The organism is Bradyrhizobium sp. JR4.3, from assembly GCF_040547695.1.
GTDB classification, from domain to species: domain Bacteria; phylum Pseudomonadota; class Alphaproteobacteria; order Rhizobiales; family Xanthobacteraceae; genus Bradyrhizobium; species Bradyrhizobium canariense.
The window spans coordinates 1-18,921 of the sequence record NZ_JBEPQF010000016.1; the positions used below are offsets into that span (position 1 = coordinate 1).

At 62.4% G+C, this 18,921-nt stretch carries 23 protein-coding genes and 1 pseudogene; 11 read left to right on the forward strand and 13 right to left on the reverse strand.

From position 1 onward, the window contains the following. Nucleotides 1-872 precede the first annotated feature (872 nt). From ABIB91_RS23755 to ABIB91_RS23775, 5 genes and pseudogenes are all read right to left on the reverse strand, one after another. Nucleotides 873-1,570 (reverse strand): annotated as a pseudogene (locus ABIB91_RS23755) (type 1 glutamine amidotransferase domain-containing protein). Nucleotides 1,571-1,706: 136 nt separating this feature from the next. Beyond that, nucleotides 1,707-2,513, reverse strand: a complete 807-nt coding sequence (locus tag ABIB91_RS23760) for an alpha/beta hydrolase (protein ID WP_354201683.1) — start codon at nucleotides 2,511-2,513, stop codon at nucleotides 1,707-1,709. A 30-nt stretch (nucleotides 2,514-2,543) separates the two neighbouring features. After that, entirely contained in the window at nucleotides 2,544-3,224 is a 681-nt protein-coding gene (locus ABIB91_RS23765; protein ID WP_354163913.1) for an alpha/beta fold hydrolase, read from the reverse strand. 249 nt (nucleotides 3,225-3,473) lie between these two features. Then, nucleotides 3,474-4,166 (reverse strand): AraC family transcriptional regulator, encoded by a 693-nt coding sequence (locus ABIB91_RS23770; protein ID WP_354163911.1) that lies wholly within the window; start codon nucleotides 4,164-4,166, stop codon nucleotides 3,474-3,476. Between the two features lie 595 nt (nucleotides 4,167-4,761). After that, nucleotides 4,762-5,154 carry a VOC family protein gene (locus tag ABIB91_RS23775; protein ID WP_354163909.1) on the reverse strand — a complete coding sequence of 131 codons (393 nt, stop codon included), beginning with the start codon at nucleotides 5,152-5,154 and terminating at the stop codon, nucleotides 4,762-4,764. A 118-nt stretch (nucleotides 5,155-5,272) separates the two neighbouring features. Here ABIB91_RS23775 and ABIB91_RS23780 point away from each other — a divergent pair, with 118 nt between their 5' ends. Next, nucleotides 5,273-5,425, forward strand: coding sequence for an integrase (locus ABIB91_RS23780; RefSeq protein WP_035992850.1), 153 nt, complete (start codon nucleotides 5,273-5,275; stop codon nucleotides 5,423-5,425). Then, a complete protein-coding gene (locus tag ABIB91_RS23785; protein WP_354163925.1) occupies nucleotides 5,425-5,808 on the forward strand; it encodes a hypothetical protein in 384 nt (127 codons plus the stop codon). Before ABIB91_RS23780 ends, ABIB91_RS23785 begins: the two co-directional genes overlap by 1 nt. A gap of 146 nt (nucleotides 5,809-5,954) precedes the next feature. Here the strand turns inward: ABIB91_RS23785 and ABIB91_RS23790 are convergent, their stop codons facing one another. From ABIB91_RS23790 to ABIB91_RS23810, 5 genes are all read right to left on the reverse strand, one after another. Then, the gene (locus tag ABIB91_RS23790) at nucleotides 5,955-6,587 is read right to left on the reverse strand and encodes a class I SAM-dependent methyltransferase (RefSeq protein WP_354163906.1); all 633 of its coding nucleotides are present in this window, start codon (nucleotides 6,585-6,587) and stop codon (nucleotides 5,955-5,957) included. Nucleotides 6,588-6,597: 10 nt separating this feature from the next. Then, nucleotides 6,598-7,008, reverse strand: coding sequence for a nuclear transport factor 2 family protein (locus ABIB91_RS23795; RefSeq protein ID WP_354163904.1), 411 nt, complete (start codon nucleotides 7,006-7,008; stop codon nucleotides 6,598-6,600). A 69-nt stretch (nucleotides 7,009-7,077) separates the two neighbouring features. Next, nucleotides 7,078-7,677 carry an NADPH-dependent F420 reductase gene (locus ABIB91_RS23800; protein WP_502917013.1) on the reverse strand — a complete coding sequence of 200 codons (600 nt, stop codon included), beginning with the start codon at nucleotides 7,675-7,677 and terminating at the stop codon, nucleotides 7,078-7,080. A gap of 32 nt (nucleotides 7,678-7,709) precedes the next feature. Beyond that, nucleotides 7,710-8,462: a glucose 1-dehydrogenase gene (locus ABIB91_RS23805; RefSeq protein ID WP_354163902.1), complete on the reverse strand. Its 753-nt coding sequence runs from the start codon at nucleotides 8,460-8,462 to the stop codon at nucleotides 7,710-7,712. Between the two features lie 52 nt (nucleotides 8,463-8,514). After that, nucleotides 8,515-9,249, reverse strand: coding sequence for an SDR family NAD(P)-dependent oxidoreductase (locus ABIB91_RS23810; protein WP_354163900.1), 735 nt, complete (start codon nucleotides 9,247-9,249; stop codon nucleotides 8,515-8,517). 266 nt (nucleotides 9,250-9,515) lie between these two features. Here ABIB91_RS23810 and ABIB91_RS23815 point away from each other — a divergent pair, with 266 nt between their 5' ends. The 3 genes from ABIB91_RS23815 to ABIB91_RS23825 all read left to right on the forward strand — a co-directional run bounded on the left by ABIB91_RS23815 (nucleotide 9,516) and on the right by ABIB91_RS23825 (nucleotide 11,202). Further along, the gene (locus ABIB91_RS23815; protein WP_354163898.1) at nucleotides 9,516-10,412 is read left to right on the forward strand and encodes a LysR family transcriptional regulator; all 897 of its coding nucleotides are present in this window, start codon (nucleotides 9,516-9,518) and stop codon (nucleotides 10,410-10,412) included. Between the two features lie 106 nt (nucleotides 10,413-10,518). Continuing rightward, the gene (locus tag ABIB91_RS23820; RefSeq protein WP_007592169.1) at nucleotides 10,519-10,761 is read left to right on the forward strand and encodes a type II toxin-antitoxin system Phd/YefM family antitoxin; all 243 of its coding nucleotides are present in this window, start codon (nucleotides 10,519-10,521) and stop codon (nucleotides 10,759-10,761) included. A gap of 3 nt (nucleotides 10,762-10,764) precedes the next feature. Continuing rightward, nucleotides 10,765-11,202: a type II toxin-antitoxin system VapC family toxin gene (locus ABIB91_RS23825; RefSeq protein WP_354163896.1), complete on the forward strand. Its 438-nt coding sequence runs from the start codon at nucleotides 10,765-10,767 to the stop codon at nucleotides 11,200-11,202. 49 nt (nucleotides 11,203-11,251) lie between these two features. Here the strand turns inward: ABIB91_RS23825 and ABIB91_RS23830 are convergent, their stop codons facing one another. After that, nucleotides 11,252-12,157 carry a LysR family transcriptional regulator gene (locus ABIB91_RS23830; protein WP_354163894.1) on the reverse strand — a complete coding sequence of 302 codons (906 nt, stop codon included), beginning with the start codon at nucleotides 12,155-12,157 and terminating at the stop codon, nucleotides 11,252-11,254. 109 nt (nucleotides 12,158-12,266) lie between these two features. On the opposite strand from ABIB91_RS23830, the gene ABIB91_RS23835 reads away from it, so the two are divergent. The 3 genes from ABIB91_RS23835 (at nucleotide 12,267) to ABIB91_RS23845 (ending at nucleotide 14,286) form a co-directional block, all read left to right on the forward strand. Further along, a complete protein-coding gene (locus ABIB91_RS23835; RefSeq protein WP_354163892.1) occupies nucleotides 12,267-12,911 on the forward strand; it encodes a DsbA family protein in 645 nt (214 codons plus the stop codon). A 72-nt stretch (nucleotides 12,912-12,983) separates the two neighbouring features. Next, nucleotides 12,984-13,880, forward strand: coding sequence for an MBL fold metallo-hydrolase (locus tag ABIB91_RS23840; protein WP_354163890.1), 897 nt, complete (start codon nucleotides 12,984-12,986; stop codon nucleotides 13,878-13,880). Between the two features lies 1 nt (nucleotide 13,881). Then, nucleotides 13,882-14,286 carry a nuclear transport factor 2 family protein gene (locus ABIB91_RS23845; RefSeq protein ID WP_354163888.1) on the forward strand — a complete coding sequence of 135 codons (405 nt, stop codon included), beginning with the start codon at nucleotides 13,882-13,884 and terminating at the stop codon, nucleotides 14,284-14,286. 74 nt (nucleotides 14,287-14,360) lie between these two features. On the opposite strand, the gene ABIB91_RS23850 is transcribed toward ABIB91_RS23845, so the two are convergent. Together ABIB91_RS23850 and ABIB91_RS23855 are read right to left on the reverse strand one after the other, a co-directional pair. Then, nucleotides 14,361-15,005 (reverse strand): NADPH-dependent F420 reductase, encoded by a 645-nt coding sequence (locus ABIB91_RS23850; RefSeq protein WP_354163886.1) that lies wholly within the window; start codon nucleotides 15,003-15,005, stop codon nucleotides 14,361-14,363. A gap of 139 nt (nucleotides 15,006-15,144) precedes the next feature. Then, a complete protein-coding gene (locus ABIB91_RS23855) occupies nucleotides 15,145-15,591 on the reverse strand; it encodes an Rrf2 family transcriptional regulator (RefSeq protein WP_354163884.1) in 447 nt (148 codons plus the stop codon). 220 nt (nucleotides 15,592-15,811) lie between these two features. Between ABIB91_RS23855 and ABIB91_RS23860 the strand changes: the two genes are divergently transcribed. The 3 genes from ABIB91_RS23860 (at nucleotide 15,812) to ABIB91_RS23870 (ending at nucleotide 18,914) form a co-directional block, all read left to right on the forward strand. After that, the gene (locus ABIB91_RS23860) at nucleotides 15,812-16,693 is read left to right on the forward strand and encodes an AraC family transcriptional regulator (protein ID WP_354163882.1); all 882 of its coding nucleotides are present in this window, start codon (nucleotides 15,812-15,814) and stop codon (nucleotides 16,691-16,693) included. Nucleotides 16,694-16,783: 90 nt separating this feature from the next. Continuing rightward, a complete protein-coding gene (locus tag ABIB91_RS23865) occupies nucleotides 16,784-17,542 on the forward strand; it encodes an SDR family oxidoreductase (RefSeq protein WP_354163880.1) in 759 nt (252 codons plus the stop codon). 112 nt (nucleotides 17,543-17,654) lie between these two features. Then, complete coding sequence (locus tag ABIB91_RS23870; RefSeq protein ID WP_354163878.1) at nucleotides 17,655-18,914, forward strand: serine hydrolase domain-containing protein; 1,260 nt, start codon at nucleotides 17,655-17,657, stop codon at nucleotides 18,912-18,914. Nucleotides 18,915-18,921 lie beyond the last annotated feature (7 nt).

Genomic DNA, 18,921 nt, shown 5'->3' on the forward strand with positions numbered 1-18,921 from the left:
AGAGGCTGCGAAACTGATCGTGGCTAGGACCGTAGATTGCCCGCGACGGGAACGAAAAAAACGAGCGATTTCAGCAAGGTTGACAAGACACCCCTTCCGCCGACAAGGGCGCCCCTCCTAACGAGAGCCAAGATCTTCAGTTCTCGACAAATTCGGGCGCTCGGCGAATATTCTAGAGGTCCGATTGCAACCTAGGTTCGCGATCGAACGGAGACTTGAAGGTAGTCCGCACGAACTGGTCGCCCGATGGCGGCGCCGGACGCAGATCCGACTTTCGGTCGGACAAAACGCGAGCTGGCGGAGAAGGCCGCTTCTGGCCAGAAAAGCGGGCCAGAAGATCAAGGACCGCGTTTTCAGCAGCAAAGACATGAAAGAAGGCATCCAGTCTTTCGTGGAGCGTCGCCCGGCGGTGTTCCGCGGAAAATAGATCCGGCTGGCCACCCCGATAGACGTCTGTTTGTGGGTCGGCGAGGTCGACAGCAGCGGCATCAAGAGAATATTCATCTTTTCTTCAAGAACGCCTTTGTCTGTGCGGACCGAGCGAGCGCCTTTCCGATCTCTGACGGTATTTGAATTTACACCGCACCAGTGCGCGCACAGCCATCTTCGCTACCCAGGGAGCGCCGATCAGTCGATTGACCCCGATAGGTACCGGAGCCACCAGCGTTACGAGCGGCTCGAATTTTTCTGTGAATTCAAGACCGAAAAATCGCAGCGGGTATGTCGTCGGGATTTGTCCGTCACACGTGGAGAATTTTGCTTACTAATCAACGACGAAGCCGCGTTCGAAATGATAGAGTGGGAGTAGGCTAGGTCCGTGAAGAAACTCGTGGGGTGGATTGGCCGCAGGCGCAATCCACCGCATTGAAGCATCATCTGTCGGCAGCTCCGAGATGCGCTCGCGGTCGTTTGAGGGCGGCGACCAGCTCTTTACCCAGCGGTCCCGCCGAGGCCGGATTCTGGCCGGTGATAAGGCGGCCATCAACGACGACGTGAGGTTGCCAGTTGGATGCAGAGGAGTACTCGGCCCCCTCCGCTCTCAGCGCGTCCTCGAGTTCGTAGGGTACGTCCTCGCGGGCGTAGTCGTACTCTTCCTTGTTCGAGAACGACGTGAGCTTCCTGCCGCGCACGAAGGGCGTGCCATCGCCGAGGTCGACGCCGAGCAGCGCGCACGGACCGTGACAAACAGCAGCCACGAGCTTTCCCGTGGTCCAGGCGCGCACGATGGCCCTCTGGACGTCCGCATTGCGTTGGATGTCGACCATCGGCCCGAGGCCGCCGGGCACCAGGATCGCGTCGTAGTCCGCGGCGTCCACCTCGGATAACTTGCGGCTGTGATTGAGTCGGCGGAAGGCCTTGCTCTCGAAAAACTCCCTCTGGGCCGGGTCTTTCTCGTCGTACGCGTCGTAGGGCGTCCATCCGCCGGCAGGGGACGCGAACTCTACCGCGATTCCCGCCTTGTCGAGCGCGTCGAAAGGAGAGCGACCTCACCGAAAAAGAAGCCGGTCCGGCGATTGTGCGGCCCGAGCACGGCTGCGTTGGTGACGATGAACAGGACATGCTGGGTCACGGTTTTTCCTTGATTGAATGGTGATACGCGCAGGGGGCGAACTCGCGGGGCGCATCGAGCCAACCGGCGAGGGCGGGTTACGCTCCGCTCGGCCGGAATCAGCGAGGCGAAAGCAACGCCGCCGGTCAAGCGCCTCCTACTCGGCGGCCTTGATGATGAGCTCGGCGACTTCCTTTGGATAGGAAAGCATTGCGATGTGGCCTGATGGCACCTTAATGGACGTCGCTTTGGCCAACTTGACCTGATCCGCCTCAAGAAGCGGCGAGATGACGGCGTCTTTTGTCGCAACCACCATGAACGACGGCTTGTCGCGCCACGCAGCATGACTGACGGGCGAAGTGAGCGTTCGAACGTGGAACGGTCCTTGTACTGCTGCGATCAGCTTCTGCTCTTCCGGCGGTAGACCGGCCGCGAAATATTTCGCAACTCCGCTATCATTAATCTTGAGATAACCGTCCTTGTCCTTGACGAACGAGCTCTGAACCGGCTGTTCGGGATATTTCTTCGCGATATCCTCGGCCGATTGACCGTTGTCGGGCGCAAAGGCGGCCACGTAGACCAGCGATTTGACCTTCGGGTCGTTGCCCGCTTCCGTAATGACGACGCCGCCCCAGGAATGGCCGACAAGCACGATTGGCCCCTCCGCATTGGCGATGGCGCGTTTGGTGGAGGCCACGTCATTTTCCAATGCATCGAGGGGATTTTGTACGGCGACGACGCTCAATCCTGCTTTTTCCAAAAGCGGAATGACTTTTTGCCATGACGAGCCGTCCGCGAACGCGCCATGCACGAGAATTGCGGTTTTTGCTTTGAGCTCCGCTGCCGCAGTCCTCACTGGCGCGATTGCGATCGCAAGCAAGCCGGTACCCAATAGGATCAGATTTCGAAGCGCCATCATGGAACTTCTCCCGTGATGAAGATTGAAGATGCGCGACCGCTTCACTTGAAGGCGAAGCAAAATACGAAGCCGAAACTACAGAGAGGCGGCCGCACTTGCGATAAAGTCCGCGACTGCATTGGGCTTCGAAAGCATGGCCACGTGCGAGCTTTCAAGCGCCAGCGTCTTTGCACCCATCCGAGCGGCAGAATCGCGCTCGACGTCGGGTGGAATAGTCTTGTCGTCTTCCGCGATGATGTACCATGAAGGCTTGGAACGCCAAGCGGCATGGCTGATCTTGTCGCTAAAGCATACGACAGCGAGCGGACCCTGCGTAGCGTAGACGATATCGGCTTCAGCGTCCGACAGGTCCTGCACGAAGTGCTTTCGTGTGCCTTCCCGCGTCAGGGCAACGTAACCCTCCCCATAGGGAGCGATCGCGCCGCCGGCCACCGGCTTATAATTCTTCCACCAGTCGTCAAAGGACTGGCCGGTGTCTGGTGCACCCGCCGCGACATAGACGAGACCCGTCACCTGGTCATGGTTACCTGCTTCCGTGATGACGGCACCACCCCACGAATGGCCCACCAGCAGGACCGGGCCTTCTTGCATCTCGATGACCCGGTGAACGGCCTTCACATCGTCGCTGAGCGAGCTAAGCGGGTTTTGAACGGCGATGGTTGTCAGCCCCTTGGCCGTCAAAAACGGAATTACCTTCGCCCAGCAAGATCCATCTGCAAACGCACCGTGGACGAGAACGACCGTACCGATTGCCATGTCAGTAATCCTTCGTCGTGCGCCCGTACATTGCTAGCCAGGTCGCGAACGTTGCTTCGCGGACGCGAAGCTGAACCAATGGTAGATTGGCGCACCAAGTTACGCATGCTCGCTGCGTGCTGCGTTTCATTCTTGGTGTGCCGAGTTGATCCCGGCGTGCTGGTTGCCCGGGGATGGGCGGGGCAGCGGGCGAGACAACGCGAACCGCGCCGGATCGCGCACGCATCGGCTACAGCTCCGCGATAGCCGCTATTTGCGAGCCCGGTTGCGGTGTTGGCCCGGTGTGAGGCCTGTCGCCCGTCGAAAGGATCGGACAAAATTCGACTCTGAGGAAAACCCGCAATCGTGGGTCACGTCGGCAATCGATCTGCCTGCAATCAGAAGCGATTTGGCCAGCTCTAAGCGTAGGTGCCCGATGAAGCGGCTGGGCGATTGTCCTGTGGTTGCTTTGAACATGCGCGAGAAATGAAAACGGCTTAACGAAGCGACCGAGGCCAGTTCGTCAACAGTGATCTCCTTCGTCAGATTTGCATTGATATACTCGATCGCGCGCTGAAGGCGCCGCGAGTCGAGCCCTTTTGACCGGTGCGAAACCTGAAGAGGATTGGCGCTTTGACTGGAATAATTATTGAGCAGCCGCACCGCGAGTGTGTCGGCCAGCGTTTCGACCAGAAGGTCGCCGCAAGACGTCTCGAACTCTAATTCGCCAAGCACCTCCGCTGCGATATGTTCGATGAGGGGATCTCTGAATCCCGCATCGTATCTCACGGAGGTTGCGCTGAAATCCTGGGGCGTGTGCTTGGCAAGGGCCGCAAACGGGCTGGGGGAGAGATAGATGTGCAGCATCTCATCGATATATTTTGATACATGGGTGAACTCTTCGCGCAATCCCACGGGGCACAACCCGATCGTACCCGGAGCACCGACAATGCGCTGTTTCATGCCTCCCGCCCGTCTTGTCACGACTGACGCTCCTCGCAAGAGCACGGCAATCTCAGTGAAGGGAGGCACATACGGTGGTATTTCCCCGGGAAAGTGACATCGGAGCTCGGCAGACATTCCGCGCCAGCGGCGCCCGGCAGATGACAGGAAAACACCGTCCACCGCATACCTTTTAGACCTATAACCGGCTACTTCCATGCCCACCGTCCATGGCCTTTCGGAAACGAACTTCACGCTGCCATCTCTCGGAATAATGGAAGAATACGGTTAGCCCGGCAACTGAGCGGCGAAAGGTCGGCGTGCGTTCCTGAAAAACCGCCCGATTGATGCCGATCCTCGCTGAAACCGAGCAAATCGCAGATCGTCGAATTCCTGTTTGGAATCAAAAGCGAAATTTCTGACGGATCGGGACTCGTCTTGCGACACGCGCCAAATAGTTTGCATTGAAATCAGCGCGTTAGCATGGTCTCGAACGAGAGAGTGGGGAGAGCGGCGCTATCGCCCGATTGGCCCTGTTGATGCCATCGGAGCAATGCTCTGCCACTCGCCAATGAGAACCGCTTTGGTGCAGACGTCCCGGCGCGGATGACGGATGTTAGGAGGGTATCTCCTGTGCGATCTCCCACATATGACCGGAGGGGTCGGAAAAGGCGGCGGTGCGGCGACCCCAGGGACGATCGATAGGGCCGTTCACCAAGTCTACGCCGCTTTGCCGGAGCCTCTCACAGGCCTCATCGACATCGCCGACTCGAATGGTCATGAGCATGCGAGGTCCGGCGCTCGAAGCAGCCGGCACCACCGGCTGCACGAGCTGCAGTGCCTCCGTCTCCTGTAGCAAATTGACCATGACGCCACCGAGCCCGATCACGCTGCATACGGCGTCGGAATAAATCGGCTTGGCGTCGAACACGGCCTCGTAGAATGCCCTCGCGCGCGCAAGGTCGTCAACGAAGAGGGTCACGCACTCCAGATTGTTCAAGCGTTTCATTCGCAGGGCCTCGGTTGACCGGGCAGTCGAGTTTCTTTTGACAAAAGATAACAACGTATTTGAGAATAATGAAGCAGTACCATGATAGTATCTGGCGGCGAACCGAACGGAGAGTACCTTGTTGACCGATACGGGACTTCCGAAGCTTAAGCCTGGCAAGAAGCTCTACAAGCGCGGCGACCGCGACGGCATGTACGTTACCGTCCTGCCCATCAATAGGCGCAAGCAGATCTGCGAAAGTGGCGACCACTCGATCAAGGTGGTGCATTGATGCGCGCCGCGTTGAAAGTGGTACCGGCCGCAATATTTGTGATGCCGGCTGCGGTGGCTCTGGCGAAGTCTCCGGACTGCGCGAGTTGGCCCACGAACATGGCCCTCGTGCACCTCAAGAACGCCGGCCTGATCGATATTCCATCCGTGATCGAGGCGCAGACCAAGGCCGTTCGTCTCGCATCCGAAAAGATCGGCAAGGACCTCCACCAGGAGGTTTACGACATCACGTTTCACACCAAGGATGGCAAGACAATCGAGGTCATCACGAAAAGCCAGGCATCAAGCGAGGAATGCTCGATGAGCGGCGTCGACGTCTATGTGGTCGCGAAGAAAATCGGCGGGTCGGCAGAGCAGTCATCTGACGGCAGGGCCAAAAAGTGATCCGGCTGCACCGAAAGCTCAAGAACCGAAATTGACCTGCAGCGGATGCGTAGGGCGGATTGGCCGCAAGGCGTAATCCGCCCTCTCTCGCCGAGTCGCGCGCAAGATGGCGAATTACACTTCGCTAATCCGCCCTACGATCTCTGTCACGGCTTCACGAACCGATAGGCGAAGCGATCGGTTTTGCCCTTGATCGAGGGATCGAACACCTTGATCGTGTGCGGATCGTCCTTGTTCGCGAGCAGGGTGCTTTGCGCGTCCAGCACGAAGCCGGCCGCCTCCACCTCCTTGCGAACGGATGCGGGCTCGATCCGATGCAGCGACTGGGCCTCGCTCGTGCCCGCCCCGAGCGCGGCAGCGTGGTCGACGATGACGTAGCACCCGCCGGGCTTCAGCCGCTCGTAGACGGCTCGATTGAATTGGGCCGCCGTCGCGCCCCTGGCCTGGATCAGCGCGGTGTGGAGATCGTGGTAAAACAGGTGCAGCCACAGCACATCCGCCGGTCGCGTGACCTCCGGCATCGCCACGAGGTCCGCCGAGACGGCTTCGACGTTGTCTCGACCCGGCTCCCTTGCAAGCGCCTGGATGCGACCGAGCGGATCGTTCTTGAAGTGGGCCACTTCGGCCGGCACGAAGCTGTCAACCCGTCCTTCGCCTCCCACGATCTCGGAGAAGAGACGGGTCCAGTCGCCATCGCCGGGGTAAACGTCGATGACGGTGGAGCCCGCGTTTACGCGTGCGAACCGGATCAACTCGGCTAGCTTGGATTGGTCGTACATCGGGATCTCCTTAGGCTTGGGCATTCGACGCGCGCGCGGCTCGCGCCAGTGCTTGCGTGTCGACGTACTCCCGGATGTTCGTCAGTTTGCCTTTGCGAACGGTGATGGCGAAGACCCAGTCGTCCCTAAACGTCTTATTCGTGGCTTTGATCTTTCCCTTCGCGAAGCCGACGACCAGGACCCGGTCTCCTTGCGCCACGAACTCTCGGGGTTCCGTGGACGTTTCGATCGACCTGGATGCCGTCTCCAGCAGATCCGTCACCCCGTCGTGCCCGCGATGCGTTCCGGCCAGCGGCCAGTCCTCGCCCGGAATGATCCACTCGATGTCCGCACTGATCAGCGCCAGCAGAGCCTCCCTGTCGCCGCGGCCGATCGCGGCGAAGAAGTCCTTCACGGTCTGGATGTTTTTCTCGGTGCTCATGGGATTTCTCCATTTCGCTCGGATCGGATCGCGTGCGATCCGATCGCATGCTTCGTGTCCCCGTGTTCATCAGCCGAACTTGACCAGATCCTTGAAGATCAGGTGGCCCCAGCTGTTTCCGCGCGCCTGCACAAGCAGTCCGCCTTCCGAAAGCCCGCCAAGCTTGATCGGCGCGAAGCCGAGCTTTTCCGCAAGCGCGCCGATCTCCGCTGCGGCGGCGTCATCGTCGCTGGCCAGGAACACGACTCTCCTGCCGCCATGGACGGCCGGATCCTGACCAAGCACGGCAGCACCCAAATGGTTGAAGCCCTTGACCAGTCGACCGCCGGTGAAGGCTTGCGCGAGGGCCTTGGACGAAGGTTGTCCTCCCAGTTTCTCAGGCGGCACGCCGTAGGCGTTGGTCACATCGATGATGGTCTTGCCCTGCCAAGTGGGCAGCGCCTTCGCGACATCCTGGTGCGACTCGAAACGGACCGCCAAAAAGACGATGTCCGCCTTGACCGCGTCCACCAGCTTTTTAGGAATGATCGAAGGTCCGATCGCGGCCGCGGCGGATGCAAAGCTTTCCGGGTCGCGCGTGGTTGCAACGGATACTTCGACGCCATTGCGGGCAAACGCCCTGGCCAGGGCCTGGCCGATATGGCCGAAGCCGATAATCGCGTAGCTCATGGTGTTTCTCCGATCTTGTGTCGATGGCGCGGTCAGACCTGCGCCATGCCGCCATCGACGGCGAGATCCACGCCGGTGATGTAAGAACTTTCATCGGAGGCGAGGAAAGTGACGGCAGCCGCGATTTCCTCCGGCTTGCCCCTGCGCCCCATCGGGACCTGTGAAGCAAATCCGGCGGCCGCTTGCTTGGCTTGCTCGGCGGTCAAGCCCGTCGTTGTTTCCAGGGCAGGGGTTTCGGTTGGTCCGGGGCTCATCGTGTTGACGCGGATTCTGCGGTCCTTCAGCTCCAGCGTCCAAGCTCGCGAGAAGCTGCGCACCGCCGCCTTGCTCGCGGCGTAGACGCTGAACCCTGGCAGCCCCTTCACGTTCGACACCGAAGAGTTCAGGATGATCGAACCGCCATCCCTAAAGAGGGGAAGGGCCTTTTGCACTGTAAAGAACAGCCCCTTCACGTTCACGTCGAAGGTCTGGTCGAAATGGGCCTCGGTCGCTGCCGCGAGCGGTGCGATCGTCCCCGCGCCCGCATTCGCGAAGAGAATGTCGATGTGACCATGTTTCTCTTTCACGACGGCATAGAGCCGGTCGAGATCGTCCAGGCGCGACACGTCGCCGATGACCGTCGTAACGTTTGTCTTGATGAAGGCCGTGGCCTCCTTCAGTTCTTTCTCGCGTCGCCCGGTGATCACGACATGCGCACCTTCGTCCACGAAGCGCTTGGCTGTGGCCAACCCGATCCCGCTGCTGCCGCCGGTGATGATTGCGATCTTGCCTTCTAGTTTTTTCATGATCTTTCTTCCTTCGTTGTGTGTGTGGGCCAGGTGCGGGACTGCGCCGGGATCAGAGTTGCGCCAGGCCGCCGTCGACGGCGACTTCGCTGGCGGTCATGAAGCTGCTGTCCGATGAGGCGAGAAAGGCGGCCACGGCTCCGATCTCCGCGGGATCGGCCATGCGCTGCAGCGGGGTCATCGCGGCGAACACCTTCTGGCCTTCCTCGCCCAACGCTTCCTTCGCGAGTTCGGTGGCGGTCGCCCCGGGCGACAGCACGTTGACGCGGATGCCGCTGCCCTTCAGATCCTCGGCCCAGGTCCGCGCGAGGTTGCGCACGGCCGCCTTGCTCGCGCTGTAGGCGCTCATGGCCGGGGCGCCCGTGGTGCCCGCGCTCGATCCGGTCAGGATGATCGAACCACCCCGGCGCATCAGCGGCAGCGCCTTCTGCACCGTGAAGATCGTACCCTTCACATTGGTGTCGAAGGTTTCGTCGATGTGCGCGGAGGTGATCTTGCCGAGCGCAAGCTGGCTTCCCGCGCCGGCATTAGCGAAGACGATGTCGAGGGTTCCGCGCTCGGCCTTCACCGCCGCGTAGAGCCGGTCGAGTTCGGCCTCATCCGAGACCGAGCCCTTCACCGCGCGGGCATTGGGGCCGAGGGCGGCGACAGCTGCGTCGAGCGCTTGCTGCCGGCGGCCGAAAATGAAGACGAAGGCACCGTCCTCGATGAAGCGCTTTGCCGCGGCGCGGCCGATGCCGGTCGCGCCACCCGTGATGACTGCAACCTTGCCGTCGAGCTTTCCCATAATTTCTCCTGTCGTGGTGCCGGGACAGCATCTGCCCCCGACGTCCCCGACATAGGTCCGCCGGCGTCAGGCGTTGAGTGCGGAAGCGCGCACATCGGTGGTGCAAAATCGATCCGGCCGGACGACGGGCGCCAGCCGCGGCGAGCGGTGTCCGCCGTTCGGAATGGGTCCTGCTGGCCGGAACCGGCTATGATGACCGCCCGTACTGCTGTACGAGGCATCCAGATACGGCTTGAAAGGCGCACCGCGCGGTGCGGGATTGCACCATGATCGACTGGGATGACGTTCGCTATTTTCTAGCCGTCGCGCGTGGAGGCTCGGTGCGGGCGGCCGCCGAGCACCTCGGTGTGAACCACGCGACCGTGCTGCGACGCATCGCCCAGCTCGAGGAACGCCTCGGGGTCCAGATGTTCGAAAAGCTGCCTTCGGGCTACCGCCTGACGGCTGCGGGCGAGGAGGTCCTCGAATTCGCGGACCAGATGGAAGCCTCCTCACACCTGCTGGAGACGCGTGTGTTCGGGCGCGACCAGAGCGTGCGTGGGCGTCTGCGGGTGACGCTGGCGCCGCCGCTTGCGACGCACCTGCTGATGCCCGATTTCGCCGATTTTGCGCGCCTGCATCCTGATATCGAGATGGATATCTTGTCGGCCGGCGAGCTGGCTAATCTGACCAACCGGGAGGCCGACGTCGCGATCCGCGTCGTCTATGACCGCAAAACCCTCCCGCAAAATCTTCACGGCATGAAGGGACCGGAGCTGTTCGGCGCCGTCTACATGTCCAGGGATCGGCTGGCCGCCTGGCGTGCGGGCGCGCCTGATCCCTTCCGCTGGATCGTCATCAGCATGCACGGCATCCCGGACTGGGCCAGCGCGGGCGAGGTCCGCACCACGGGCGTTCCATTCAGGACCTCGGACGCCGGGACGCAGATCGCTGCGGTCCGGCAAGGGCTCGGGATCACGACGCTGCCGTGCTTCGTCGGCGATGCCGACCCCCTGCTGGTGAGGGTGCCGGGCACCGAGCTACACATGTACGGAACGGTTTGGCTCCTCACACAGGGCGAGACACGCAAGACCAAGCGCGTGCGGCTCTTCACCGAGTTCGTATCCCGCAGGCTCGCCGCGTACGCGCCGCTTCTCGCGGGGCTGTCCGTATCGCGCGACTGACGTGGGACACGTCGGTCCATTCGGATGCCGTCCGGTGGTCGGCCGGGAATGCCTTGAAATACAAGCCGCCCTCCTATATGACTACTGTAGTCATATTGGAGGACTCATGCGAGAGATTCAGCTTCGTGACGCAAAGGCTAACCTCTCCGCGGTCGTCGATGAAGCGGTCGATGGCAAGCCCGCGATCATCACGCGTCACGGTAAAAAGCAGGCGGTGGTCTTGAGCTATGAGGAGTGGCGGCGTCTGTCGCAGGTGCCGAGCTTCGGGCGCCTGCTGATGGCGGCCCCCGTGCGGGCCGGCGACGTGCCGACGCGTAATCGCGCCAAGCTGCGCAAGACCGATTTCTGAGACGTGTACCTCGTCGATACCAATGTCATATCTGCCGTCTCGCCGAACCGGCCGACGCCTGCGGCACTCGTCGCGTGGATGGATGCGCAATCCGCCTCCTTGTTCTTGTCCGTCGTGACGATTGCGGAGGTTGAGGACGGAATAGCCAAATTGCGACGCGAGAAAGCCACGCGCAGGAGTAGAGATTTGGCTCAATGGCTGGAAGCCGTGCTGCACCTGTATGAGGATCGAATCCTGGCGTTCGATACCCCCACTGCGCGGATCGCCGGACAATTGTCGGACCGCGCGCGAGGGCAGGGGCATTCTCCGGGATTTGCCGATATCATGATTGCCGCAACTGCGCGTCAGCACTCGTTGACGGTCTTGTCACGCAACGCGAGGCATTTGCTGCCGCTCGGCGTACCCGTGCATGATCCCTTCGACGAGCTGCCGCCGTCCTGATCATCGCGCAGGCATAGGGAGGGCGTGGCCTCTAATTGGCTGCCCACCGCTACTCCGCCCCAACCGAACCCGCCTGTCGCTGAGCCGCGATCAGCATCTCCACGAACGCCGTCACCTTGGGCGGCCGGAAGCGGGCCGCGGGGTAGACCGTGTGAATGCCGCCGGATGGCAGTTGCCATTGCGGCAGGATGTGAATGAGGCGGCCCGCCGCGAGATCGTCGGCCACCAGGAAGTCTGGCAGCACCGAAAGGCCGCCGCCGGCGAGCACGGCCGCGAGTACCCCCGGCGTCGTGTCGATCGCGATGCTCGCTTGCAGCCGCACAGCAAGTCGATCGAGATCGCCGCGCGAAAACTGCCACAGCAGCGGCTCGCGCAGCGCCATGTTGGCGATGAACGGCAGCGTGACGATGTCGTCGGGATCGCGCGCGGCGGCGATCCGATCCGTGAACGCGGGAGCGCCGACCAGACATTGCCGGAACGATCCGATCTTGCGCGCCTGCAGGCTGGAATCGACCAGCCAGCCGACACGGATCGCCATGTCGATCTGGCCTGAGGCGAGATCGACCGTCTGATCTTCGAGCGTCAACTCCACGCGGCAGTTGGGATAGCGCGCCGCGTAGGCGGTGACGACGGCAACGACGACGGCTGTGCCGTAGTCGTTGGGCGCCGTGATCCGCAATGTGCCGGTCGGCGCGGCAGCGGCCTGGGCGAGTTCGTCGAAGGCATCCTCCGCCTCGCGCAAGATCATGGCGCAGCGCGCATGAAACATGCGGCCCGCCTCGGTCGGATGGACCCGGCGCGTCGTGCGCACGAGCAGGCTGGTGCCGAGATCGCGCTCCAGCTGCGCCACCTGCTGGCTCACCACGGCCTTGGTGATGCCGAGCCGTTCGGCTGCCCGCGTGAAGGATCCGGTGTTCACGACGGCTGCGAAATAGGCCAGGCGGTTCAGGTTCATGGCTCGTCCGGTCAGATGGGATTGTTAGTTTATAACATACATTCTGTCTATTTTGTTGATATTTATCTACCAATTAGCGCGTGCCACATTGCGGTTCAAGGAGATCGCCATGTCCGCGCCCATTCCCATCACCTACCTGTTCGATCCGCTCTGCGGCTGGTGCTACGGCGCCTCCACGCTGCTCGAACAGGTCGTCGCCCGGCCGGATTTCGCTGTCGAACTTGCGCCGACAGGCCTATTCGCCGGCGAGGGCGCGCGTCCGATGGACGATGGTTTTGCAGCCTACGCCTGGAGCAACGACCAGCGGATTTCGCGCTTGAGCGGTCGGCCCTTCAGCGAAACCTATCGCCGCGATGTGCTGGGCGACCGCACGCGCCTGTTCGATTCCGGCCCGACGACACTGGCGCTCACGGCAGTCGCGCTCATGGCCCCGGATCGGGAGTTCGCGGCGCTGAAGGCCTTCCAGCTCGTCCGCTATGTCGAGGGCCGCGACAGCACGGATATCTCCGTTCTGTCGGACGTGCTGCGCACGATGAATTTGCCTGAGGTTGCCGCGCGTCTGGCGAGCCCCGACGTCGCACTGATCACCGCTTACCGCGCGCGCCTCGAGGCCACGCGTGCCGAGATGCGCCGGTTCGGCGTCAACGGTGTCCCGGCCCTCATCGTAGGGACGGGCCATGATCGCCGCCTCGTGCAAGCAAGCGCGCTGTTCGGCAGCCTCGACGTCCTCGTCGATGGACTGAAGGCGGCCTGAGCGCAGCGATCAACACAGACCGGACCATCCAGCTTTCATTTCGCGATCCCAGACCAGCACCAGGAGACCAACATGCCGACAAGGAGAACCATCATGAAAACCACTCTCGCCGCGGGCGCCGCCGCACTCTTCGCACCCGCAGGGCTCGGCCATGCCGCCGGCGGGTTAGCCTGGAAGCATTTTCCAGCCGGACAGAACGGTTTCTTCCGGGCTCCCGTTCTGGTGTCCGGGCCGAGCGAGGCCGTGCTGATCGATGGCGGCTTCACGCTTTCAGATGGCAAGGCTGTCGCAGACGCCATCAAGGCCACCGGCAAGAAGCTCACCACCATCTACATCACCCAGTCGGACCCGGATTATTACTTCAGCCTCGGCGCGATCAAGGCAGCCTTCCCCGACGCCCGCGTGCTCGCGGCGCCGGCGACATTGGCGGCCATTAACGCCAGCGTCGAAAAGAAGCTTGCCGTCTGGGGGCCGCAGCTCAAGGCGAACGGCCCGCAGGTGCTCGCCGATGTGGTCATTCCCGAAGCGTTCGAGGGCAAGACGCTCAGCGTGGACGGCGAGACCATCGAGATCGTCAGCGCAGACGGCCTGGTCAACCGGCGCTATCTGTTCGTTCCCTCGCTCAACGCGGTGTTCGGCGGCGTGCTGATCTTCTCCGGCGTCCATGTCTGGACCGCCGACACGCCGACCAAGGAGCAGCGCGCCGCCTGGATCGCCAATCTCGAAAAGATCGCGGCGCGCAAGCCGGCGATCGTCGTGCCCGGCCATTTGTCGGTGGATGCAAAAACCGACCTGTCCGGTGTCGAGCACACAATCGCCTATCTCAAGGCGTTTGACGAAGAGCTGGCCAAGGCCAAGGATTCCGCCGCGCTCAAGGCAGCGATGGAGGCGCGTTTCCCCGGCCTCGGCATGGGCGTCGCGCTCGATATCGGCGCCAAGGTCGCCACCGGCGAGATGAAGTGGGGCTGAGATGGGGGCGAACCTCGATCTGATCCGCGCCACCTATGAGGGATCGTCGTCGGAAGAGAACGGCCGCAATTTGCTGGCCGCTCTCGCTCCCGATGCCGCGTGGACCGAAGCGGAAGGGTTTCCGTACGCGGGCACCTATGTCGGACCCGACGCGATCATATCAGGCGTGTTCCGGCGTCTCGCCACCGAATGGACCGGCTACCGTGCCGATGTTCACACCTATCTCGAAGACGGCGACCGCGTCGCCGCCTTCGGCATCTACTCCGGCACCTACAAGGCGACGGGCAAATCCATGCGCGCCAATTTCGCGCATCTCTATCTGCTGAAGGACGGCAAGATCGCCAGCATGACGCAATATGTCGACACCGCGATGGTGCAGAAGGCGTTGGAGCCTGCCGGTCCGTAACAGCGGTATGACGTCGGAACATACGAGAGGGGAGCCCGCAACATGTGGGCTCCCCATTTTCGTTCCGGCGCCTGCTATATCTTGATGAAATTGTGCGCGGCCAGCGCGCCGAAGGGCAGGGTTGCCAATCGTCCGCCGACGTCGAGCGATCCCAAATCGACCGGGAAGAAGCCGGTGTCTTCGATGAGCTTGCGGACCTCTGCCTTTGCGGCAGCGTCATTACCCGAATAGAACAGCACGCGCCGGCCACCCGCCGCTTCCGGCTCCGACAGCGCCGCAACGTCGTTATGGTTGAACGCCTTGACCACGCGGGCGCCCGGAACGAATTGGCTGAAGATCTCGCTCGAATGCTTGTCGCCGAGATCGACGGCCTTGATGCCGTAGGCCGCCAGTGGATTGCTCGGGTCCTTCGCATCCGCCGAGTTGGGATCGAGGAATTCCACCGGATTGGTGGCGTCGATGACGATGCGACCGTTCCAGGCCGGCAAGCGGCTGAACACCTTCTCCACATCAGTCCAGCGGATGGCGGCGATGACGATATCGGCGCCGGCTGCCTCTTGCACGGTGCCGGCCTTGATTGAAGGGCCGAACTCCTGAATCAGCGACGCCAGCGATTCCGGTCCGCGGCTGTTGGAGATAGTGGCCGAGATGCCTTTCCTGGCGAGAGCGCGTGCGAGGTTCGAGCCGAGGGCGCCAGAACCGATGATACCAATACTCATGATGGACTCCTGTGAGGTGAGGGGCTTGAAAGAAGGACCGCCAGCGCCCCGAAGGCTGGTCGGTCGTTACTGATCGATGCCGTTCGGCATTGAAGATATTATGTGTCGATGACACGATTACATTTAAGAGCAAAACAAATCACCAGGCGAGCGGAATGGAGAACTTGCCCAGCCGCGCCACCTCGGCTGCAACATCCGCCACTGTCGTTTTTGCGAGTTCAGCCTCGAGCGCTTTGCGCGCTCGGTCTAGGGCGGGTTGTATCGCCGCAATGATGTTGCCGCCCACCGCGCAACTCTCGCAAGGCGGGGTCCGGTGCAGCGAAAACAGCTCGGTGTCCTCGACCGCCGCATAGACGTCGAGCAGCCGTATCTTCTTCGCCGGTTTCGCCAGCAAGGAGCCGCCACCCGCTCCGAGCTGCGAACGCGTCAGTCCGGCATCGCTCAGGCGGGACAACAGCCCGCGGATGACGACCGCGCCGGTGTTGGCCGACCGGGCCAGATCCTCCGACCGCAGCGGCTTTCCGTCGCTCACGGCAAGTCCTGTGAGGATATGAACGGCAACGGCGAAGCGGGTGCTGGTCGGCATGACGATCTCGTTTGTGTGTAACCATCACTATTACACACTTTCGGCGGTGTCAACACACTCCCTTTGCGCGATCCCGGCGAAAGTTGCCGCCGTCTTGATCCTTGCGCAGGCGCTCATCACGCCCACAAATGGGGTCGACGGGATCCATGCCGAACCGCAAGATCGGTCGAGCAAATCATTGCCGTCAGCGACTAGATGGAGCCGCCACGGAGGAGGGACGATGAAGGCGGCGCTGCAAAACTATCAGGACCGGATGCGACGGGTGCTGGATCATATCGATCGGCATCTCGACGGTGATCTGGATCTGGACACGGTGAGTGCTGTTGCGGCTTTCTCAAAGTATCATTTCCACCGGCAGTTCTCGGCAACCTTCGGATTATCAGTGCATCGCTATGTCCAGCTGGCCCGCATGAAGCGCGCTTCGCATCAACTAGCCTATATGGACGCCCTTGATGTGACGGAGATTGCGATGGATGCCGGTTACGATGCACCGGATGCCTTCGCTCGCGCCTTTCGGCAACGGTTCGGGCAATCGCCGTCGTCCTTCCGGAAGTCTCCCGACTGGGAGCCGTGGCTTGCGGCCTTAGGGCCTCTCGACAATGCGAGGAGCAAGCTCATGCAGAAGACCTTTACCATCGACGACGTGACGATCCGCGATGTGCAACCCACCAAGGTGGCAATCATGGAGCATCGGGGAAGCCCCGAGACACTTGGTGACACGATCCGGCGGTTCATCGCGTGGCGCAAGGCCGCCGGCCTTCACCCCAGGACAAATCCTACCTTCACTGTTTGGCGTTCCGAGCGGCGTCCTGCCTCGCCGGCCGAGTACAGCACGGACCTCTGCGTCGGGACCGACCAGCCGATCGCGGCGAACGGCGAAAAGATCAAAGCCGGCACGATCCCCGGCGGACGCTGCGCGGTGCTGCGCGTCGTCGGCTACACCGACAATCTCGAGCCGGCCGCGCTCTTTCTTTATCGCGACTGGCTTCCGGCCAGCGGCGAGGAAGCCCGCGACTTCCCGATCTATTGCCAGCGGCTGAGCTTCTTCCCGGAGGTGCCGGAGCACGAGACGGTCGCGGACGTTTTTCTGCCGCTGAAATAACCCCTGGCGGCGCCTGACCCGGGAAACGGGTGGCGGCCGGCAGATGCCCGATGTCTTGTTGGCTTGTACTTGACATCAGGAGAGGTCGCGGTGGAACTGGCAAACAAGACGATCATTATAACCGGCGCCAGCAGCGGTATCGGTGCTGCCGCGGCGTCGCTGTTCGCGTCCGAAGGCGCCGATGTGGTGCTCGGGGCGCGCCGCGCCCCCGAGCTGCAGGCCGTTGTTGCAAGCATCAAGAGCGCCGGAGGCCGCGCGACTTTTCTCGCGGGCGATGTTCGGGACACCGGCTACGCAGCCCGCCTTGTCGCGCACGCCGTCACGACGTTCGGAAAGCTTGACGGCGCTTTCGACAATGCCGGCATCGTCGGCGAGATGACGCCGGTCCCCGAGATGAGCGTCGAAAACTGGACCGATGTGCTCGCGGTGAATCTCACCTCGGCGTTCCTCAGCGCAAAGGCGCAGATCCCGGCGCTGCGCAAGCAGGGCGGCGGTTCGATCGTTTTCACCTCGTCCTTCGTTGGGTTCAGCAACGGCGGCATGCCGGGAATGGCGGCGTACGCAGCCACCAAGGCAGGACTGATCGGCCTGGCTCAATCGCTGGGCGCCGAGCATGCGGCCGAAGGCATTCGCGTCAACGCGCTACTGCCTGGCGGGACCATCACCCCGGCGGCGGGCGAAGGAAATCCCGACGCCCTGAATTTCATCGCCGGGCTCCACCCGATGAAGCGGATGGCCAGTCCCAAGGAGATCGCGCAGGCGGCGGTTTTTCTCCTGAGCGACCGGGCATCGTTCATGACGGGAAGCCCCATGACGGTTGATGGCGGCATGTCGGTCCGCCTGACGTGACGACGAACCCGCCAAGCGCACGACGACGGTCACCTCGGCGCAAACACGGGATGTTCGCCACTCATCGCCATGATACGAAATCTATCTCGTTCGCTTCCGGAGCCCGCCGTTCATGTCCGCCGCCACCGCCGCGAGTCAGTCGCCCGCGACCGCCGCCGAAACCGATCCCGAAACACTCGGCTGGATGAAAGGCTTCCCGCCGTCTCCGGACCGCATCATCAGCTTCCAGGATGGTTCGTTCCGCAGCTTCCCCGAGCTGCGCTGGGCATGGAGCAACATCCGCCAGCTGGTGCCGACCGTGAACGTCTGGCGCGGGGCGGGGCCTGCGTCGGCGCTGCCGCGCGAGGACCACGACATCGGCGCGGTCGCCTGCGTCACGATGGACGGGCGTCCCATCACGTTCGCGAAGATGCTCGACGAGACTTACACCGACGGCATCGCCGTGCTGCACCGGGGCAAGCTGATCTATGAGCGCTATTTCGGCGCGTTGAAGCCGCACAAGCCGCATATCGCGATGTCGGTGACGAAGTCGTTCACGGGCGTGCTCGCCGGCATCCTGGTCGCCGAGGGCAAGATCGATCCGCAGGCGCCTGTCGCGGAGTATGTGCCTGAGCTGAAGGCCAACGCCTTCGGCGATGCGCGCGTGCACGAGGTCATGGATATGACCACCGGGCTCGAATACACCGAAGTCTACACCGACAAGAACTCGCATGTGTGGGGACTGCGGCGCGCCAACGGCATGGCGCCGATTCCACCCGGCTATGACGGTGCGACCACCATCTTCGATTTCCTGGTCGCGCAGAAGAAGCAGGGCGAGCACGGCAAGGCCTTTGCCTACAAGACCGTCAACACCGACGTGCTGGCCTGGATCATCCGGCGCGTCAGCGGCATGACGTTGTCCGATTTTCTCTCCGAGCGCATCTGGCAGCCGATGGGCGCGGAGGAAGACGCGCATTACCACGTTGATCGCATCGGCACCGAAAGCGGCGGCGGCGGCCTCTCCACCACCTTGCGCGACCTCGCCCGCTTCGGCGAGACCATGCGCAATCACGGCCGCTTCAACGGCCGGCAGATCGTGCCTTCGTCTGTCGTCGAGGACATCGCGCGCGGCGGCGATCCCGAAAAATTCAAGCCGGCCGGCTACACCACGCTAACAGGTGCGTCCTATCGCAATCAATGGTGGGTCACGCACAACGCCCACGGCGCCTATATGGCGCGCGGCGTTCACGGCCAGGGCATCTATATCGATCCCAAGGCCGAGATGGTGATCGCGCGCTACGCCTCGCACCCCGTAGCGGGCAACGCCGCCAACGACCCCGTGACGCTGCCGGCCTACATGGCGCTGGCGAAGCAGCTGATGGCGGGCGGGTGAGGCCGCC

Excerpts from the sequence above, each read along its gene's own strand:
- ABIB91_RS23765 (WP_354163913.1), bottom strand. The coding sequence starts at position 3,224 with ATGGCAATCGGTACGGTCGTTCTCGTCCACGGTGCGTTTGCAGATGGA.
- ABIB91_RS23770 (WP_354163911.1), bottom strand. The coding sequence starts at position 4,166 with ATGAAACAGCGCATTGTCGGTGCTCCGGGTACGATCGGGTTGTGCCCC.
- ABIB91_RS23775 (WP_354163909.1), bottom strand. The coding sequence starts at position 5,154 with ATGAAACGCTTGAACAATCTGGAGTGCGTGACCCTCTTCGTTGACGAC.
- ABIB91_RS23785 (WP_354163925.1), top strand. The coding sequence starts at position 5,425 with ATGCGCGCCGCGTTGAAAGTGGTACCGGCCGCAATATTTGTGATGCCG.
- ABIB91_RS23790 (WP_354163906.1), bottom strand. The coding sequence starts at position 6,587 with ATGTACGACCAATCCAAGCTAGCCGAGTTGATCCGGTTCGCACGCGTA.
- ABIB91_RS23795 (WP_354163904.1), bottom strand. The coding sequence starts at position 7,008 with ATGAGCACCGAGAAAAACATCCAGACCGTGAAGGACTTCTTCGCCGCG.
- ABIB91_RS23800 (WP_502917013.1), bottom strand. The coding sequence starts at position 7,677 with ATGAGCTACGCGATTATCGGCTTCGGCCATATCGGCCAGGCCCTGGCC.
- ABIB91_RS23805 (WP_354163902.1), bottom strand. The coding sequence starts at position 8,462 with ATGAAAAAACTAGAAGGCAAGATCGCAATCATCACCGGCGGCAGCAGC.
- ABIB91_RS23810 (WP_354163900.1), bottom strand. The coding sequence starts at position 9,249 with ATGGGAAAGCTCGACGGCAAGGTTGCAGTCATCACGGGTGGCGCGACC.
- ABIB91_RS23815 (WP_354163898.1), top strand. The coding sequence starts at position 9,516 with ATGATCGACTGGGATGACGTTCGCTATTTTCTAGCCGTCGCGCGTGGA.
- ABIB91_RS23820 (WP_007592169.1), top strand. The coding sequence starts at position 10,519 with ATGCGAGAGATTCAGCTTCGTGACGCAAAGGCTAACCTCTCCGCGGTC.
- ABIB91_RS23830 (WP_354163894.1), bottom strand. The coding sequence starts at position 12,157 with ATGAACCTGAACCGCCTGGCCTATTTCGCAGCCGTCGTGAACACCGGA.
- ABIB91_RS23835 (WP_354163892.1), top strand. The coding sequence starts at position 12,267 with ATGTCCGCGCCCATTCCCATCACCTACCTGTTCGATCCGCTCTGCGGC.
- ABIB91_RS23840 (WP_354163890.1), top strand. The coding sequence starts at position 12,984 with ATGCCGACAAGGAGAACCATCATGAAAACCACTCTCGCCGCGGGCGCC.
- ABIB91_RS23845 (WP_354163888.1), top strand. The coding sequence starts at position 13,882 with ATGGGGGCGAACCTCGATCTGATCCGCGCCACCTATGAGGGATCGTCG.
- ABIB91_RS23850 (WP_354163886.1), bottom strand. The coding sequence starts at position 15,005 with ATGAGTATTGGTATCATCGGTTCTGGCGCCCTCGGCTCGAACCTCGCA.
- ABIB91_RS23855 (WP_354163884.1), bottom strand. The coding sequence starts at position 15,591 with ATGCCGACCAGCACCCGCTTCGCCGTTGCCGTTCATATCCTCACAGGA.
- ABIB91_RS23860 (WP_354163882.1), top strand. The coding sequence starts at position 15,812 with ATGAAGGCGGCGCTGCAAAACTATCAGGACCGGATGCGACGGGTGCTG.
- ABIB91_RS23870 (WP_354163878.1), top strand. The coding sequence starts at position 17,655 with ATGTCCGCCGCCACCGCCGCGAGTCAGTCGCCCGCGACCGCCGCCGAA.